Annotated in this window: 17 protein-coding genes; 9 read left to right on the top strand and 8 right to left on the bottom strand. The window is 59.0% G+C overall.

All coding sequences use genetic code 11. The annotated features are described in order from the left end of the window. Positions 1-111 precede the first annotated feature (111 nt). The 5 genes from D6860_RS23180 to pcaD form a co-directional block, all read right to left on the bottom strand. Positions 112-1,176 (bottom strand): 3-carboxy-cis,cis-muconate cycloisomerase, encoded by a 1,065-nt coding sequence (locus tag D6860_RS23180; RefSeq protein ID WP_076626048.1) that lies wholly within the window; start codon positions 1,174-1,176, stop codon positions 112-114. A 70-nt stretch (positions 1,177-1,246) separates the two neighbouring features. Then, positions 1,247-1,852 (bottom strand): protocatechuate 3,4-dioxygenase subunit alpha, encoded by a 606-nt coding sequence (pcaG, locus tag D6860_RS23175; protein WP_076626049.1) that lies wholly within the window; start codon positions 1,850-1,852, stop codon positions 1,247-1,249. Between the two features lies 1 nt (position 1,853). After that, positions 1,854-2,582, bottom strand: a complete 729-nt coding sequence (gene pcaH, locus D6860_RS23170; RefSeq protein WP_076626050.1) for a protocatechuate 3,4-dioxygenase subunit beta — start codon at positions 2,580-2,582, stop codon at positions 1,854-1,856. Continuing rightward, a complete protein-coding gene (gene pcaC / locus D6860_RS23165) occupies positions 2,582-2,962 on the bottom strand; it encodes a 4-carboxymuconolactone decarboxylase (protein WP_076626051.1) in 381 nt (126 codons plus the stop codon). Before pcaC ends, pcaH begins: the two co-directional genes overlap by 1 nt. Beyond that, positions 2,959-3,741 (bottom strand): 3-oxoadipate enol-lactonase, encoded by a 783-nt coding sequence (gene pcaD / locus D6860_RS23160; RefSeq protein WP_076626052.1) that lies wholly within the window; start codon positions 3,739-3,741, stop codon positions 2,959-2,961. Before pcaD ends, pcaC begins: the two co-directional genes overlap by 4 nt. A gap of 54 nt (positions 3,742-3,795) precedes the next feature. On the opposite strand from pcaD, the gene D6860_RS23155 reads away from it, so the two are divergent. Beyond that, complete coding sequence (locus tag D6860_RS23155) at positions 3,796-4,734, top strand: LysR substrate-binding domain-containing protein (protein ID WP_162277753.1); 939 nt, start codon at positions 3,796-3,798, stop codon at positions 4,732-4,734. Positions 4,735-4,739: 5 nt separating this feature from the next. Here the strand turns inward: D6860_RS23155 and pcaF are convergent, their stop codons facing one another. The 3 genes from pcaF to D6860_RS23140 are packed head-to-tail and all read right to left on the bottom strand — an operon-like array spanning position 4,740 to position 7,350. Continuing rightward, the gene (pcaF, locus tag D6860_RS23150; protein ID WP_076626053.1) at positions 4,740-5,939 is read right to left on the bottom strand and encodes a 3-oxoadipyl-CoA thiolase; all 1,200 of its coding nucleotides are present in this window, start codon (positions 5,937-5,939) and stop codon (positions 4,740-4,742) included. Next, complete coding sequence (locus tag D6860_RS23145; protein ID WP_008335453.1) at positions 5,936-6,613, bottom strand: 3-oxoacid CoA-transferase subunit B; 678 nt, start codon at positions 6,611-6,613, stop codon at positions 5,936-5,938. Before D6860_RS23145 ends, pcaF begins: the two co-directional genes overlap by 4 nt. Positions 6,614-6,630: 17 nt before the next feature. Further along, positions 6,631-7,350: a 3-oxoacid CoA-transferase subunit A gene (locus D6860_RS23140; RefSeq protein WP_076626054.1), complete on the bottom strand. Its 720-nt coding sequence runs from the start codon at positions 7,348-7,350 to the stop codon at positions 6,631-6,633. A gap of 105 nt (positions 7,351-7,455) precedes the next feature. On the opposite strand from D6860_RS23140, the gene D6860_RS23135 reads away from it, so the two are divergent. From D6860_RS23135 to D6860_RS23100, 8 genes are all read left to right on the top strand, one after another. Then, entirely contained in the window at positions 7,456-8,214 is a 759-nt protein-coding gene (locus D6860_RS23135; RefSeq protein ID WP_179949502.1) for an IclR family transcriptional regulator domain-containing protein, read from the top strand. Between the two features lie 56 nt (positions 8,215-8,270). Further along, positions 8,271-9,749, top strand: coding sequence for an aldehyde dehydrogenase family protein (locus D6860_RS23130; RefSeq protein ID WP_007803185.1), 1,479 nt, complete (start codon positions 8,271-8,273; stop codon positions 9,747-9,749). A gap of 126 nt (positions 9,750-9,875) precedes the next feature. Beyond that, positions 9,876-10,727: a carboxylating nicotinate-nucleotide diphosphorylase gene (gene nadC, locus D6860_RS23125; protein ID WP_007803184.1), complete on the top strand. Its 852-nt coding sequence runs from the start codon at positions 9,876-9,878 to the stop codon at positions 10,725-10,727. A 132-nt stretch (positions 10,728-10,859) separates the two neighbouring features. Beyond that, positions 10,860-12,629: a thiamine pyrophosphate-binding protein gene (locus D6860_RS23120; protein ID WP_040545931.1), complete on the top strand. Its 1,770-nt coding sequence runs from the start codon at positions 10,860-10,862 to the stop codon at positions 12,627-12,629. Continuing rightward, on the top strand, positions 12,629-13,663 hold the full coding sequence (locus D6860_RS23115; RefSeq protein WP_007803182.1) for a 2-hydroxyacid dehydrogenase: 1,035 nt from the start codon (positions 12,629-12,631) through the stop codon (positions 13,661-13,663). Before D6860_RS23120 ends, D6860_RS23115 begins: the two co-directional genes overlap by 1 nt. 386 nt (positions 13,664-14,049) lie before the next feature. Further along, on the top strand, positions 14,050-14,577 hold the full coding sequence (locus tag D6860_RS23110) for a MarR family winged helix-turn-helix transcriptional regulator (RefSeq protein WP_229678654.1): 528 nt from the start codon (positions 14,050-14,052) through the stop codon (positions 14,575-14,577). Positions 14,578-14,887: 310 nt separating this feature from the next. After that, positions 14,888-15,877: a TAXI family TRAP transporter solute-binding subunit gene (locus tag D6860_RS23105; RefSeq protein WP_076626055.1), complete on the top strand. Its 990-nt coding sequence runs from the start codon at positions 14,888-14,890 to the stop codon at positions 15,875-15,877. Between the two features lie 220 nt (positions 15,878-16,097). Continuing rightward, positions 16,098-17,948: a TRAP transporter permease gene (locus D6860_RS23100; protein ID WP_076626056.1), complete on the top strand. Its 1,851-nt coding sequence runs from the start codon at positions 16,098-16,100 to the stop codon at positions 17,946-17,948. Positions 17,949-18,007: the final 59 nt, after the last annotated feature.

Genomic DNA, 18,007 nt, shown 5'->3' with positions numbered 1-18,007 from the left:
CGGCAACCAGCTTCGCATGGACCGGACGACGTATACCCGGCTGCAAATCTCCATCGGAACAAACAAAGTTTGTGACCTGCGAAGGAACACGGCCATCAAACAAGATAGTTGTTAAATTTTTGTATCCGCTTCACCAATTCTTGTTATTGATTGACTGAGCGAGCAGCATGCACCCAACCCCCTCGCGGTTGCCATCAGCATTTGGGGGAGGACCATCCACTCCAAAGCCCAGGCTGCACCCGACCGTTCCTGTTCATGGATCAAGGCATGATGCATAGCCGAGACCTGTACCGAATTGAACCGTGCCAACGTCACCAAGAGCTCGGCAGCAATCGGGTTGTTCTTGTGAGGCATGGCGGACGAGGTACCACCTCCTGAAATCGCGATCACACCGATGCCTTGCTGCGCCATGAGGGCGATGTCCTGCCCAATCTTGCCTAGAGTGCCAGAAATCATTGAAAGCAGAGACGCATATTCCACAATCCCGTCACGCATCGTGTGCCAGGCCTTTTTAGTCGGCGCAAGATCGAGCTGGTTGGCGACATCGGCGACAACTTCATCCGCCTTATTTCGGAGAGCCTTGCGGTCGCCGGAGGCCCCGCCAATCTGTACCCGCTCGATACGGGGACGGATTTGATCCAGCCGCACCCGATGCTCGGCCAAAGGCAGGCGCCAGGGTAGAACCCGATCACGTACCTTGATCACCGTGGCGGCCTGCATTCTTGTGCGCCCCATTAACGGTTCATCCCCGAACCGCTCTTCTAGCTCCTTGAGGAATTTCTCCAATTCAATCAATCTGTTGGTGATGAGCAATGAAGCCTCTCGCAGAACCAGGACTGTCGTGGTGTCGACCACATCCTGAGAAGTAGCGCCCATGTGGACGGCTTCTTCAGGTGCGATAGCCTTAAGCTGTTTGACCAGACTCGGCACCGGCAGACCATCCTGCGCCGTACCTTTGGTAAGATCGGTTAGATCGGGTTTGGCAACTTCGATTGCTTGTGCAGCTGTCTCGGCCAGAGTTGCGTCAATCAGTCCTGCCCGGCCACAGGCCCGCGACCATGCCGCCTCGAAGGCGAGCATGTGCTGAAGATGCCGTTCCGGAGAGAGGATCGCTGCCATAGCGTCATCGCCGAACAGACCGGATAGCCACGGACTCTCAAACACTGAAGCGCTCATAGCGAGCTCCTTATGGTGCGCCGAAAGCGCGGGATGACCAATCTATATGATGCCGCTTTTCCCGATCTGGTCAGATGTCGAGGAAAACCGTCTCGCCCTCGCCCTGTAGTCGAATGTCGAAGCGGTACTTGCCGTCGCCGGTTTTCTTGGCGATCAGGGTATTCACCCGTGGTCGCTGTTCGATTCGGATCAGCAACGGGTCATTGGCGTTGTCCTCGTCTTCGAAATAGATCCGGGTATTGAGACCTACGTTAATCCCACGTGCGACGACCCAAAGGGAAATATGAGGCGCGCTCTCGACTCCACCGCGCCCCTGGTAAGAGCCAGGTTTGACTGTGCGCAAGGTAAACTCGCCGCTTTCCGCGTCGGCCGCAAAGCGGCAATGGCCTGTAAAGGCCGGATCGGCGCTTTTATCGCCCGGAAACACGCCCCCAGCATCGCATTGCCAGCTCTCGATCAACGCATCTCGCATCGCCCAGCCGGTGCCGTCAAATACGGAGCCAACGATCTCAACGATCTCACCCTTGGCCTTGCTTTCATCCAGAAAAGGCGTGGTGCCAATCTCTTCGTCATAGTATCCTGCGTTTCCCGCATAGGTAGGCATCAGGCCGATATGGACATAAGGACCCGCCGTTTGCGAGGCGCTTTCGATCAGTGTTTCAAGTTTCTGAACCATTTCACATGCCCTCCAGCTTGTTTTCAAACATGGTCTGACGGCGACCCCGCAAAACAATGTCAAATTTATAGGCGAGAAAATCGAGTGGGCGCGATTTCGAGAAATCGAGCGGCGCGACCAGCCGGTCGAGCTGGCTGCGATCCTTGATGGTCGCGGCGATCGGGCAGTGATTGATGAGCGGATCGCCCTCGAAATACATCTGCGAGATTAACCTTTGGCCGAAGCTGTGGCCAAATATCGAAAAGTGGATGTGCATCGGACGCCAGTCATTGGCACGGTTAGGCCAGGGGTAAGCCCCTGGACGAATGGTCAAGAATTCGTAGTATCCGTTTTCATCCGTGATGGTCCGACCGCAGCCGCCGAAATTTGGGTCGAGCGGTGCGAAATAGGTGTCTTTCTTGTGCCGGTAGCGCCCACCCGCATTAGCCTGCCAGATCTCTATTAGCGCGTTCGGTATCGGGCGGTTCATCTCGTCCAGCAAGCGGCCATGCACCAGGATGCGTTCGCCCACGGCGGGAGCAGCACCCTTTGTCCAGTTCAAGATCAGGTTGTTGTCGAGCGCGCCGAGCTTCGTGTGGCCGAATCTCGGACCAGTCTCTTCCGAGGGAGTGCTCTCCATCGAAAGCAACGGCAGGAAGGGCGAGCGCGCGACGCTCGTTTTGTAGCCAGGATCATAGGGCTCGGGGTGGATCGCGCGGTTGCGCGGAATCAGTGGTCCATGGTCAGTCATTAGATACTTTCCTCCATTTCCGCATAAGTCTGCTTGGCCAGCTTTAGCGCGTGGTTGGCTTTCGGCACGCCAGCATAGATCGCGACGTGTTGCAGCGCCTCGGCGACATCCGCTTTCGAGGCACCGGTATTGGCGGTAGCCCGGATATGCATTGGAATTTCCTCGAAATTTCCTGTCGCGGCCAGCAGTGCGAGGGTCAACATCGAGCGTTCGCGTCGGGTGATCCGCTCCGACGCCCAAACAGTTCCCCATGCGCTTTCGGTGATCAACGACTGAAACGGCAAGTCGAATTCGGTCTTGCCTGCCTCTGCCCGGTCCACATGGGCCTCGCCCAGCACCTCGCGGCGCACTTGCATGCCTTTGTCGAACGTCTCTGTCATGGGATGATCCTTTCCACGAAATTCATCAGGGTGTGGGCAAATACCTTTGGCTGCTCTACCGCAGGAAGATGGCCGGAGCGGTCGAACATGACTAAATCGGAGCGGGGCAGGGCGGCGGCGAGCTTTTCGACCACGTCCGGCGGCGTCGCCTGATCGTGATAGCCGCCGATCACCAGCGCGGGCTGGGTGATTTCGCGAAGGCGGTCGGTGATGTCGGTGCCGGCGATCGCCGCGCAAGTGGCTATATAGCCTTCCGTATCTGTCCGGGTGAGCAGCGCCCGCCACAGATCGGTTTCAAGAGTCGCAAGCATATCGGGGCCGAACCACCGCTGTAGGATGCCGTCTGCCATTGCCGCCATGCCATTAGTGCGTACACCCTCGATCCGACTCAGCCAGCTATCCGCATTTCCCAGCATTGGGGCGGTATTCGAAAGCACCAAGCCGATCACCCTATCCGGCGCCATGAGCGCGATGTGCTGCGCGATCAGGCCGCCGATGGAGCAACCGACGATCACCGCCTGAGCGAGACCGATATGGTCCATCGCGGCCAGCACGTCCTCGGCCAGCTCTGGAATGCCATATCCCCGCGGCGCGGTACTGCTCAGCCCGTGACCGCGCTTGTCCATGCGCAAGTTCGACCAGCCCGCGGGTAGAAGCGCGACGACATCGTCCCACATCCGCAGGTCTGTGCCGAGCGAATTGATGAAGACAAGCGCGACACCTTCGCCGTCAGTGGCGCGCAGATGCGTGGTGCCCCAATCGCGTTTCAATGCCTGCATGGTATCCTCCTGCCGATAATTTGGCATAACTTTTCCCTTTACAAAAATATGATCTTGGCCAAAAGCTATAACCAAATGGATATACCTAATGGTCTGAAACTGCGCCATCTCGAAGCTTTCCTGACCGTTGCTCAAGCCGGAACAATCTCTGCTGCGGCGCGGCAACGGAACGTGTCGCAGCCGGCATTGTCAAAAACGATCTCGGAACTGGAGGGGCTGCTTGGCGCGCATCTCTTCGAGCGTACAGGGCGGCGGGCCGTCTTAACCCCGGCAGGTGAGAATTTTCGTGCTCATGCCCGCGCCGCGCTGCAAAGCCTCGAGGCAGGGGTGCGCGACCTGTCGGGGCAGGTGGCGGCGGGGCTGGTGAAGGTTGGGTTGCTGCCGACCGTGGCCGGTGGGTTCTTCCCCTCGGTCGCTCTTGCATTCTCGCAGGCGCGCCCGGATGCGCGGATCGGTATAATCACTGGGCCGAACCACTACCTGCTCGAACGACTGCGCGGCGGCAAGATTGACCTTATGGTCGGGCGCATGCCACGGGCAGCCGACATGGCAGGCCTGTCTTTCGAGTATCTCTATGACGAGCCGATCTTGCTGGTGGCGCGCGCCGGACATCCAGCGCTGGATCTGCCGGTGACCGACGCTCTGCTACGCTATCCCCTCATCCTGCCCAACCCCGGTGCGATCATTCGTCAGAGCGTGGATCAATACCTTGCCGCGATGGGGTTATCCGATCTCACACCGGTGTTCGAGACGGTGGCCCTGCCGGCGGCGCAAACGCTTCTCGAAGGTTCTGAGATGCTCTGGTTCATCTCGCGCGGCGTCGTGGCGCGGGAAATTGCGCGCGGCAGCCTTGCTGCGCTCGATCTAAAGTCGGATTACATGGCCGGGGCGGTTGGTCTGACACGCAAGTTCACGTTCGACGAAGACAGCCATGCCGATCTGCTGGCGCGGCTTCTGCACCGGCGGGTTGAAGAGGATTGCGCCCGTCGTTGAGCCAGTCAGACGGCTTCTAGCGCAATAGCAATACCCTGTCCTACACCGATACACATGGTGGATAGCGATTTCTCACCAGGCTTGAGGTCAAGCATCGCGGTGCCAGTAATCCGCGCACCCGACATGCCCAGCGGATGACCCAACGCGATTGCCCCGCCATTGGGGTTCACACGCACGTCATCATCAGCAATCCCAAGATTACGCAACGTGGCGAGGCCCTGCGAGGCGAAAGCTTCGTTAAGCTCAATCACTGCGAACTCCTCTTGGCGCAGGCCAAGACGCGCCAGAAGCTTTCTCGAGGCCGGAGCCGGGCCGAAGCCCATGATGCGCGGCGCCACGCCGGCGGTTGCCCCGCCGAGCACTCTGGCGATCGGCTTAAGCCCATGCTTTTCGGCAGCTTCTTTCGTCGAAAGGATCAAAGCGGCAGACCCGTCATTCACGCCAGAGGCGTTGCCCGCTGTCACAGTGCCATCGGCTTTCACGAAGGGCCGAAGTTTTTTCAGGCCTTCGTATGTAGTCGTGGAACGCGGATGCTCGTCGGTGTCGATGACCAGAGGATCACCTTTGCGCTGCGGGATCGTAACCGGCACGATCTCCTGGGCCAAACGGCCATTGACTTGGGCTTTGGCCGCTTTCTGCTGCGAGCGCAAGGCGAAGGCATCCTGATCGGGGCGCGAGATGCCAAAATCTTCGGCCACATTCTCTGCCGTCTCGGGCATGCTGTCGACGCCATATTGTTCCTTCATCAGCTTGTTAACGAAACGCCAGCCGATAGTGGTGTCGTGGACCTCATTGGCCCGCGAGAAGGCGGAGGTGGCCTTGGGCATCACGAATGGCGCGCGCGACATGCTCTCTACCCCTCCGGCGACAAGCAGCTCGGCCTCGCCGGATTTGATCGCCCGAGCTGCAGTGATGACCGCATCCATACCCGAGCCGCAAAGTCGGTTCATCGTCGTACCCGGCACCGTCTCGGGATAGCCTGCGAGAAGCAGCGCCATGCGGGCGACGTTGCGGTTGTCTTCGCCAGCCTGATTGGCGCAGCCGAAGATCACCTCGTCGATCGCGGCAAGGTCGAGGCCCGGATTGCGCGCGGCAATGGCCCGAAGCGGAATCGCGGCAAGGTCGTCAGCGCGGACGGAGGAAAGCGCACCGCCAAAGCGGCCGATTGGTGTGCGGATGTAGTCGCATATGTATACGTCAGTCATGAGATTCCCTCGGGAACATTGAGTTCGGCAACTTCGCCAACAATGTGCAACGTCGCGCCAGTCACCGCCTGCAAGGCGTCCAAAGTGATGCCCGGCAGTTTTTCACGAAGCACGAATTTGCTATCTTCGATGTCAATCACGGCCAGAGAGGTGTAGACGCGGGTCACGCACCCGACGCCTGTCAGCGGGAAAGTACAGGCCTCGACCAGTTTCGGGCCGCCATCCTTGGTTACATGGTCAGTTACAACCGCCACACGCTTGGCCCCATGCACAAGGTCCATTGCTCCACCCACGGCCGGCACGCCTTTGGTGCCTACGCGCCAGTTCGCCAGATCGCCGTTCTGGGCGACCTGATACGCGCCAAGAACGGCCAGATCGAGGTGGCCACCGCGCACCATCGAAAAGCTGTCGGCATGATGGAAAAAGGATGCACCGGGCTTCAATGTAATCGCCTTTTTGCCCGCATTAATAAGATCCCAGTCTTCCTGTCCCTCCGCAGGGGCTTTTCCGAATCCCAGCACGCCGTTCTCGGTATGATAGGTTACATCGCGGCCATCGGGCTGGAACTTGGCGATCATCTCGGGAAATCCGATACCGAGGTTCACATAGGAACCATCTTCGATATCCTGAGCGGCACGCCACGCGATCTGCGCGTTCGTCAGTTTGTCTTCCATTAAATTGAAACCGGACATCAGTAGACCACCCCCCTACGCACGAGTACTTCTTCTTGTTGAGGCGCGGGAACCTCGACAATCTTGTCGACGAAGATTCCGGGGGTAACTACCGCCTCAGGATCGATGGAGCCGGGTGCGCGGAGGTTGGAGACCTGCGCAATCGTGCGATCGGCAGCCATCGCCATCAACGGATTGAAGTTCCGGCCAGCCAAACGATAGGTAAGGTTGCCGGTCTCGTCACCATCATGGCCTTTGATCAGGGCGAAGTCGGCCTTCAACCACAACTCTTGCACGTACATCTTGCCGTCGAACGTCTCTGTCGGCTTGCCTTCGGCAAGCTCGGTACCAAAAGAAGTTGGCGTATAAAAAGCGGGAATGCCTGCTCCGCGCGCGCGAATGCGTTCGGCCAATGTACCCTGCGGGATCAACTCGAGCTCGATTTCGCCTGCCAGGTATTTTTCGTTGAATGCCTCGGCGTTGGAGCTGCGCGGGAAAGAGCAGATCATCTTCCTGACCATCCCCGCTTTGATCATCGCGGCGATTCCGATCGCGCCGTTTCCCGCGTTATTGTTTATCACGGTAAGATTCTTGGGGCTGCCGGTGGCACGAAAGCGGTCGATTAAAGCGTGGATCAGTTCGATCGGGGCTCCGGAGCCTCCAAAGCCACCGATCATAACCTGTACGCCATCGGGGATATCCGCAACCGCGTCAGCGAGGCTGGGCGATGTTTTGTTCATCAGGATCCTCCTTAGATACCCTTCGAAATATCCCTAGATTACCGCCGTAGCGAGTAAAATGTTCATATATTGATCTTTTTTCAACATGTGTATATCAGCGTTCGCATGTTGAACAATCCCACCGACTACATCGCATCGCTCGCCAAGGGGCTGAAAGTGATCGAAGCCTTCGGACCCACATCCCCGCGTCTTTCGATATCCGAAGCTGCCGTCGCCAGTGGCTTGGATCGCGCTGCTACGCGACGCGTACTGTTGACGCTCCACCGCGAAGGTTACGCCGACTATGACGGTAAGTTTTTTACTCTTACCCCGCGCATCCTACGGCTCGGAGTGGCCGCACTTGCTTCCCTACCGCTCTCGCAGATTGTCCAACCTTGGCTTGACCAACTCTCCGAGCAAATTGGTCAAAGCTGTTCCGTGGCACTGCTCGATGAGACCGAGATCGTGTATATCGCGCGCGCGGCGCAGAAACGTGTGATGTCCATCGGGCTCATGCCTGGGTCACGACTCCCCGCCCATTGCACCTCGATGGGAAGGGTTCTGTTGGCTGCGCTGCCTCGCGAAGAGGCTGACCTGCTTGTCAGACGCTCGGACCTTACCCCGCGGACCAAGTTCTCAATACTCGACCCAGTTCTGACCTTGTGCCGGATCGATGCTGCGAGAGAGGACGGATATGCGTTTGTGGACCAGGAAGTGGAAACGGGCTTACGGTCAATCGCTGTTCCGCTGAATGATCGCAAGGGTTTGACCGTCGCTGCTCTCAATATCGGTTTGTCGTCTGCCGGCTGGACACCGAAGCAGACGATTGAAACATACTTGCCGCACTTGCTTGGCGTCCAATCGGCCCTCGGGCGGGTTCTCTGATTGACATTATTTAGAAGTCTAAGTTATTAGGACCTCAAGCCGGGAGGATACCTTAGATGGAAAATCTGAAACTAGACGCGAAGCTCTCTCTTCAAGAACCAGCCCATCTCTACTACGGCGGCGCATGGGTGCCGCCACTAGAGGGAAAGTACGAAGACACTTTCAACCCAGGAACCGGCGAGCGGATCGGGTCGGTTGCGACGGCAAGTCGCGCCGATGTCGATGCGGCGGTTGCGGCAGCGAAAGAAGGGTTCGAGGTATGGCGGGATGTTGTGCCGCTGGAACGCGCACGTATCCTGAAGGAAATCGCAAATCTCTTGCGAAAGCATGGCGATGAACTGGCGATGATGGACGCTGCAAACTGTGGCAACCCCTATACTGAAATGCGCGGCGACGCCGCGATTGCGGCAGCGCAGATGGAGTTTTTCGCCGGTCTTGTGACCGAAATGAAGGGTGATACGATCCCTATGGGACCAGAGCGCATCAACATGACCCTACGCCAGCCGATGGGCGTGGTTGCAAGGATTCTTGCCTTTAATCATCCGTTCATGTTCTGCGGCGGAAAGATGGCAGCGCCTCTGGCCGCAGGCAATGCCGTCATCATCAAGCCGCCGGTTCAGGCTCCGTTGTCTTCGCTGCGGCTGGCGGAGCTCATCGATGGCCTGCTGCCTAAAGGCACGTTCAATGTTCTGCCGGGCGGCGTCGAGGCAGGAGCTGGGCTGGCCGAACATCCCGACGTCGCCAAGGTCACACTCATCGGCTCCGTACCCGCGGGCCGGGCGGTGATGCGCAGCGCGAGCGACACCGTCAAACCAGTGCTGCTCGAACTCGGCGGCAAGAACGCGCTGATCGCCTATCCGGACAGCGATCCGAAGAAGATCGCCGATGCGATCGTCGGCGGCATGAATTTCGGCTGGTGCGGGCAATCTTGCGGATCGACGAGCCGCGCTTTCTTGCATGTAGACATCCACGATGCGGTCATCTCACATCTCAAAGCGGCTGTCGAACGGTACAAGCCAGGCATTCCGACAGAGCCGGAGACCACGATGGGGGCGATCGTCAGCCGGACACAGTTCGATCGGATCATGGACTTCATCGAATCCGCCATGAGCGAAGGCGCGCGTGCCGTAACCGGCGGCCATGCGGTGACCGAAGGTGCGCTGGCACAGGGAAGCTTCATCGCGCCGACGATTTTTGCGGATGTAACGCCGCAGATGCGTATCGCTCGCGAAGAGATTTTCGGGCCAGTTCTGGCGGTCCGCAAATGGTCGGACGAAGATTCCATGCTGAACGAGGTCAACGCACTTGAGCTGGGGCTGACCTGCGCAATTTGGACTCGGGACTTGGTTACGGCTCATCGCACGGCTGCTCGTGTCGAGGCCGGGTTTGTTTGGGTTAACGAAGTTGGCCGGCATTTCCTTGGTGCCCCGTTCGGTGGGGTCAAACAATCGGGTATCGGGCGCGAAGAAGGTATTGGCGAGCTGATTTCCTTCACCCATGAAAAGAATGTGCATATCAATCTGTCGGGTCAGTAACCCGGTGCAGAGGTAATGTGCGAACGGGGTCTGGGATCCAAAAGCTTTTTCTTTATTGATTGCTTTGGCCGGGATGAGACCATCCCTTCCTACCCTTTCTGCAAACCGACAAGGATCTGAAAAATAATGAGCAATGTTGCGAACGTCCCCGATATCATCCTCGAACCTATGGTTCGGAACGCCATTGTGGAGGACCTGGGTGCAGCAGGCGACGTGACAACCCGTTCCGTTCTGCCTGAAGGCACGCGCTACAAGGCGCAAATGCGTGCACGGCAGGACGCGGTTGTTTCTGGGATGCAGGTGGCCTCTCTGGCGTTTCGGCTGATTGATCCCGATCTTATTGTCGAGACTGTTGTCGCGGATGGTACGGCCTGCAAAACGGGCGATACCTTGATGCGTATAGAGGGATCGGCGGCGTCGATCCTTGCCGCAGAGCGTGTTGCCCTGAACTTTGCCGGGCGGTTGTCCGGGACGGCAACTTTGACAGCGTCCTATGTGCAGGAACTTGCGGGTACCAAGACACGTATCACCTGTACACGCAAAACCACACCGGGGCTGAAGCTTGTCGAGAAACTCGCGATTTTGCATGGCGGCGGCCACAATCACCGGTTTTCCCTGTCCGATGCAATCCTGATCAAGGACAACCATATCGCAGCGGCTGGTGGCATCAAACAGGTGTTGGAAGCCGTTCAGCGAAATGTGGGTCACATGGTCGTGGTCGAGATCGAGATCGACGGTTTGCATCAGTTGGACGAGGTGCTTCAGACCGGGGGCGCAGATGTCATCATGTTTGACAATATGTCGACCGAAGACATGGCCGAAGCCGTAAAGCGCATTGACGGGCGGGCGAAGACAGAAGCCAGCGGGAATGTGACCCTTGGCCGTTTGCGCGAAATCGCATCGGCAAATGTGGATTATATTTCCTCCGGTGCTTTGACCCATTCGGCGGGGACCGTCGATTTCGGTTTGGATTTCTGATCCTCTGAACCGCTCCAGACCGTCTGAAATGCAAAATGCCCGCCCTTTCGGCGGGCAATAAATACCTATTGCGTACGCCTTTCAAAATGGGGCGCTGCTGCATCAACACTTCATAAGGAAAGGCCAAAACACATGACAGAGCACAGGCTGTATCAGGTTGAGCGCCCAGTATCGTCGGATAGTTTGGGAGTTTGGGGTAGCGATGTATTTGCGGATATGTTGCGAGGTTTGGGGGTGAAGTATGTTGCGCTGAACCCTGGGTCGAGCTTTCGGGGTTTGCATGACAGCCTTGTGAACCACCTTGGTAATGAAGATCCGCAGATGCTGTTGTGTCTGCACGAAGAGCATGCGGTTGCGATTGCACATGGCTATGCGAAGGTGACGGGGGAGCCATTGGCGGTGATTCTGCACAGCAACGTGGGTCTGATGCATGGGACGATGGCGATCTTCAACGCATGGTGTGATCGGGTTCCTGTGCTGATCTATGGTGCGACGGGGCCGGTTGATGCGGCGCTGCGGCGTCCTTGGATTGACTGGCTCCATACCTGCCGTGACCAGGCGTCGATGATCCGGAATTATGTGAAATGGGACGATCAGCCTGGCTCGATGGAGGCGGCGCTGGAATCGATGTTGCGTGCGGATGTGATCGCGCGGAGCGAGCCGAAAGGGCCGACCTATGTGAACTTTGATGTGTCGATCCAGGAAAAGCAGCACGCGCAGGCCCCGGCGCTGCCGGATTTTGCGCGTTACCAGCCGCCTTTGCCTGCGGCTCCTTCGGCCGAAGGCGTGGCACGTGCGGCGGACCTGCTGAAGAACGCCAAGGCGCCTGTGGTGCTGGCGGGGCGGGTGTCGCGCGATCCGGCGGATTGGGCGCGGCGTGTGGCCTTTGTCGAGGGGCTGGGGGCGAAGGTTCTGACGGATATCCGGATCGGGGCGTCTTTCCCGACGGATCACCCGCGGCATCGGGGTAAACCAGCCTTCTTCATCGACGACGCGGCGGGCGCGGTGCTGCGCGAGGCCGATGTGATCCTGAGTCTGGACTGGCTGGATGTCGCGGGTACGCTGAAACTGGCGGGCGAAGTGACGGCGCAGGTGATCCAGGCGTCGCTGGATTATCAGCTGCACAATGGCTGGGGGATGGAGCATCAGGCGCTGCCTGCGCTGGATCTGCACCTGGCCTGTGGCCCGGATGTTGCGATGCATGCGATTGCCGATGCCCTGGGTGTAGGGGCGGGCGAGATGCCCGGTGATTTGCCGGTCAAACCCGCGCTGAACGCCCCCGATGCAGATGTTGAGCTTGATATCATGACGCTGGCCGGGGCGCTTGGCGAAGGTTTGGAAGGTGTCTGTGCCAGCTTTGTGCGTTGGCCGTTGGGTTGGGCGGGCGAGGCGTGGCACTTCCGTCATCCGCTGGACTTCCTGGGTTCGGATGGCGGCGCGGGGATCGGCTCGGGTCCTGGGATGCTGATCGGGGCGGCGCTGGCGCTGAAAGACAGCGACCGGCTGCCTGTTGCGGTTCTTGGGGACGGCGACTTCATGATGGCGGCCTCGGCATTTTGGACGGCGGCGCATTATGGCACTCCGTTCCTGGCGGTGGTGTCGAACAATCGCTCGTTCTACAATGACGAGGTGCACCAGGAACGCGTGGCAGTGGCCCGCAACCGCCCGGTCGAGAACAAGTGGATCGGCCAGCGTATCGGTGATCCGGATATCGACATTGCCGGAGTTGCGCGGGCGCAGGGCTGCGAAGGGATCGGCCCGGTCTTTACCGCGGGCGAGCTGGTCGAGGCGATCAAACAGGGCGTCGAGATGGTGCGCGCGGGCAAGAGCGTAGTGATCGATGCACGTGTCCAGCCGGGGTATAACCCCAACATGGTCGCTGGCCTGACGCGGAGCGACTGATGATGACCCCGAAGATCTATATTGCGCAGGATCCTGTGCTGGAAGAGGTGTTGGACACCGCAACGGATCGGCTGCGGGCCGAAGGCTGGGAGGTCGTTCGCGGCCCCCAGATCACCCCGGGTGTTCCGCTGCGGCTGACGGAAGAGCAACGGCAGGCGCTGCTGTCGGACGTTGATATCATCGTGGCCAGCTCGCGGTCGCGGCTGAGCGAGGCGGATCTGGATGCCTCACCACGGCTGCGGGCGCTGGTCTTTCCGACGATCGGGGTGGATGCGGTCGATCTGGAGGCCTGTGCCGCGCGTGGTCTGATCGTGGCCAATGGTGCAACGCCCGAGAACTTTCTGGCGATGTCAGAGGCGACAGTGATGCTGATGCTGGTGCTGCTGTACCGGCTGCATGAATCCGAACGCCTGCTACGCGAAAATGCGGGCCGGCCGCAGCAGATGTATGCGCGGATGGTGCGGGGCCGGACGATCGGCCTGATCGGGTCTGGCCGGATTGGGGCCGGGGTGATCGAGCGACTGCTGGCGTTCGAGCCGGCACAGATCCTGGTGCACGATCCGTTCCTGACACCTGACACCGCACCCGCGGGCGTACGGTTGGTGGAGCGCGACGCGCTGCTGACCACGTCCGATGTGGTCAGCCTGCATGTGCCGCTCAACGCGCAGACGCGAGGCATGATTGCCGAGGCGGAACTGCGCGCGATGAAGACAAATGCGGTTCTGATCAACACCTCGCGCGGGGGTCTCATTGACGAGGATGCGCTGGTGCGGGTGATGACAGCAGGACACCTGGCCGGTGCGGGGCTGGACGTGACGGAAACCGAACCGCTGCCCGCCGACCACCCGCTGCGCGGCCTCGACCGGGTGATCCTCACCCCGCATATCCTGGGCCACACCATTGATCTCTACACGGTCATGCCCGACGTCCTCGTCGAAAACGCAACACGCATCATGAAAGGTGATCTGCCGACATATGTCAGGAACCCCGATGTGGTGGAACGCTGGCGACAAAAGTTGAACGATCTGAACTGACCAACCCCTCCGCGCGAACGGTGTGCACAGCCGAACTGCAGAGCCTATGTTCCTTGCACCTATTGAATGGCCGTGAACCGCGCCGGGTTTGCCGGAGGCGTTACACAACGGTTGCCCGGCGCTGTGCGGCACAGTGGTGCAAGGCAGGTGTCGGCGCATGATGGTCGCGTACTGGAAAGCAACCGGCGCACAATCCCGACACAGGGGCAAAACCACCCCGGAAGAAAGTCCATACTCGGGCCCAACGATAGGCACCCCGGCTTCCATGTCTTGACTTTGTACCAAGGCTCGGCACCTATGTTGCGCGCGCCACAACTCTGGAGTTCTTAGCTATCAAGTCCGGGCGGGCGCGCTGTTTGGATAAAAACCATGTGTGGAGACAGGCCGTGAGCGATGCGATGAAAGAAAAGCAATCAAGCCACGTACCTGTCCAACCCGACGAGCGCATGGCCCGGCTGGTACGACTGGCGGCCCGCGGGTTCAACCGGGCGCTTCAACTTCGACTGCAAACGGAAAATGTTACGTTCGGTCAGTGGATTTTCCTGCGCATCCTCTGGCAGGAAGACGGGTTGTCGCAACGCGAACTGAGCGACCGGGCGCATCTCACCGAACCCACCGCCCACACCGCGCTCATCAAAATGGAAGAATTGGGTTTCATAGAGCGACGCAACGTCGAGGGCAACAAACGGCGCCAGCACGCGTTTCTGACGCGGAAGGGCTTGGAGCTGCGCGACGTTCTCGAACCTCTGGCGCTCGAAGTGAACGATGCAGCGATGGCGGGACTGTCCAAGAAAGCTCAGGAAGACTTGCGACACGCACTTGCCGTGATGATCCGGAACCTCGAAAATGACGAACAGGATGCGGCCGCCAGAGGGGTCCGTGTTCCCCCGACCAAGGGCAACACAGCAAACTGAATCGCGAGCCATGCGTGCCGAGTGTCCGGCGCGGGCCATTCAATGGCGGTTGCGGACATAGAGAGCCTATGGGGGCGGGGGTTTGAGGCCTGCTGCTCCGGGGCTCCACGGGTTGATAGTGCGTCACGACAAAGCACCTACGCCGGACACACGGCTTCGGCGTGTTCCGCGTCAGGAACTATGACTTGAGTGGCTTTCGCTGAACAATAGTCTCGACTTCAATCAGGGTTGACGGGTGCGAGTGGATAGACTACTAGCATTAAAGATAGATATCTAATATTAGATGTCTACTGAAAACAGGGAGGAAGACATGAAATTTCCAATCAAAGCCGTTGCCGCATCGATCGGCCTCGCGGTTCTTGCGAGCGCTGCTTCCGCAGAAAGCGTTAATGTGACCCTTTCAGGCGGCAATCCCTCGGGGCTTTGGTCGCTTCTGGGCGCTGGTATTGACCGTGCCGTCAAGGCGGATGACCCGAGCGGCGTGGTGACCTATCAGGCCACCGGGGGTGGCTTTGCGAACATCGGCCTTCTGGGCCGTGAACGGACCGACCTGGGGATGGCACATGATGCCGAGATCAAGCTGGCCCTCGCAGGGGACGAACCGTTTGACGCGCCGATCGAGAACCTTCAAGCCATCGGCTACATGTACAACTGGGCGCCGATGCACTTCTTCATCAAGAAGTCTCTTGCCGAAGAATATGGCATCGACAGCATTGACGACCTCGCGACGTCCGGCGCGGCGATCCGTGTTGCGAACAACAATGCCGGGAACATCGTCGCCAACATCACGACCTTCATGCTCGAAGAGGCGGGCTACGACGAAGCCACGATCGAGTCCAATGGCGGCGTGCTTGTCCGCGGTGGTTCGTCACAGCAAGCAGATCTGATTGCAGACGGCCGCACCGATATGGTGATCAACGGCATTTTCATCGGACATTCGTCGTTCCGTAAAGTTGACGAGGGCAATGACGTCGTGTTGCTCAGCGTTCCCGAAAACATCATCGCTGCGACCAACGAGCGTTTCGGAACCGGCACGTTCACAATTCCAGCCGACAGCTACAAGAACCAGACCGAAGATGTCGTCACGCTCGCACTGGGTGCGATGGTAATCACTTCCGATGTACTGCCGGAAGAAACTGGCTACATGCTCGCAAAGAGCATCGCGTCCAATATCGACGAGATCCGCGGCGTGCATAAGGCGATGCAGGCGCTCACACCGGAACTTCTGACGTCGCAGACCACGCTGCCGTTCCATCCTGGTGCGGAGCGTGCCTACAAGGAACTGGGTCTGCTCAAGTAAGGTCGATCCCGCGATCCGGCCGGCGCGCGCTGCAACGACACGCGCCGGCCCACTCATGGACTGCACAGAGCAATGCCCCGCGGTGGCTACGTGAGATGTCACGTCATGTCATCGCGCGGCCCATACATCGCGGTTCTTTCTCTTCTCTGCCTTATACGGGGTCTACATGAATTTTCCTTCGCTTACAGAAACCGGTCGTCGTAGAAATTTAGGCTCGCCGATGAGAACCATCGTCATGGTTCTGGCGGCGGCATTCGCGGTTTGGGTAATCCACTCGAACCTCTTCATCATCTCCGATCCGCTCATTCAGGGCATTCTGTTCGTATCGGGCATTTTCACGATTCTCTTCCTCGCGATCGGCGCGACCTCGCGCGCGCCGGACAGCATTCCGATCTATGATTGGGTTCTCTCTGCGCTGAGCCTGGCCACAGGGGTGTATTTCTACGTGACCTCGGGAGCGATTGCGGACCGGATCAGTCTACTCGACGAATTCACAACCGATCAGTTTTTCTTTGGCTCAGCCTTGTTGTTTCTGACCATCGAAGCGACCCGCCGGACCACCGGCCTAGGCCTGACCGGCGTTGTCGCCCTCTTCCTGATTTATAATCTGTTTGGCTCTCTTCTGCCGCCGCCATTCGGGCATCGCGTCAGCGAGTTCAGCTATCTCTTGGATATTCTGGTTTTCACCACCGATGGACTTTTTGGCGTGCCGCTTCAGGTCGTTGCCAGCTATGTTTTCCTGTTCGTGATGTTTGGAACATTCCTGGCCAAGGCCGGGGGAGGGGACTTCTTTTTCAACCTTGCAGCGCTTGTGACCGGCAATGCGCGCGGCGGCCCCGCCAAAATCGCGATCATTTCGTCGGGCCTGTACGGCACGATGTCCGGGAGCCCAACATCCGATGTTGTTGCAACGGGGTCGATCACGATCCCTGTCATGAAGCGACTCGGCTATCGGGCACGGTTCGCGGGGGCGGTGGAAGTCGCGGCGTCGTCTGGCGGAAGCGCGATGCCTCCGATCATGGGGTCAGCAGCCTTCATCATGGCCGAGTATTCCGGCATTTCCTACAACGCCATCGTGCTCGCCGCTCTGGTGCCGGCGCTTCTATACTACACGGGTGTCTTCGCTCAGGTTCACTTCCGGTCAGTCAAGCACAACCTTCGACCCTCTGCAGACGAAATACCTTCAGCAAAGGAAACATTCAGGACCGGATGGGTTTTCCTGCTGCCGATCATCGGCATCATCGTCGCCCTCATTCTGGGGTATTCCCCGACCTTCACAGCCGGTGTCGGAGTTCTGGTAACCATCCTGTCCGCGATGATGCTGAAAGACACACGGCTGTCACTGTGGCAGTTGGTGGAAGGGCTGGGGGCGACTACGCTCCAGATTCTGCCAGTCGCCGGCGCTTGTGCCGCGGCCGGTCTTGTGATTGGCGGCTTGTCGATGACCGGCCTTGGAATGAAATCCGCGAACGTCATTTTGACTGTCAGCAACATGCAACCACTGCTGACACTCGTTATCGCCGCGGTCGTCACGATTGTTCTCGGTCTCGGGATGCCAACGCCCAGTGCGTATATCCTGGCAGCCGTGCTGGTCGGACCGGCGCTGGCAAAGCTCGGTTTCCCGACGTTGCCGAGCCAGATGTTTCTGCTCTACTACGCGATTCTCTCGGCACTGACGCCACCGATTGCTGTGGCTGCAATCGCGGCCTCAGCGATTGCCGACGAAGACCCCTTCAAGATCGCGTTCTCTGCAGTCCGGCTAGCCGTCGTCGGCTTCCTGCTGCCCTTCGCCTTCGTGTGGAACCCGGGTATCCTCCTAGAACTTGGCCCCCTGGCAAACACCTTGGCCGTCGTGGGTGCGTTTGCCGGAGCCCTCGCGGTCGCAGCCTCTCTGGAAGGCTTGGTCAAGACGCAACTCACTGCAATCGAAAGGGGCGTACTTCCCATCGCTGCGATTGGCGCCGTAAGCCCATATTTGGCGGTATCCGCGATCTGTATTTTGGTGATTGTCGCAATGCTAATCCGGCAGATCGCTTTCACGACAGAAAGCGCCCACGTCGACAGTGCCTAGCTGTGGCGCCTCAGCAGGTTGCCCCTATTGAAGTGCAGTCTGGTCATCGAGGGATTCAA

It is taken from the genome of Salipiger sp. D13 (assembly GCF_003703915.1).
Lineage (GTDB): Bacteria > Pseudomonadota > Alphaproteobacteria > Rhodobacterales > Rhodobacteraceae > Salipiger > Salipiger profundus.
This window is presented reverse-complemented; position numbering and strand designations above follow the sequence as displayed.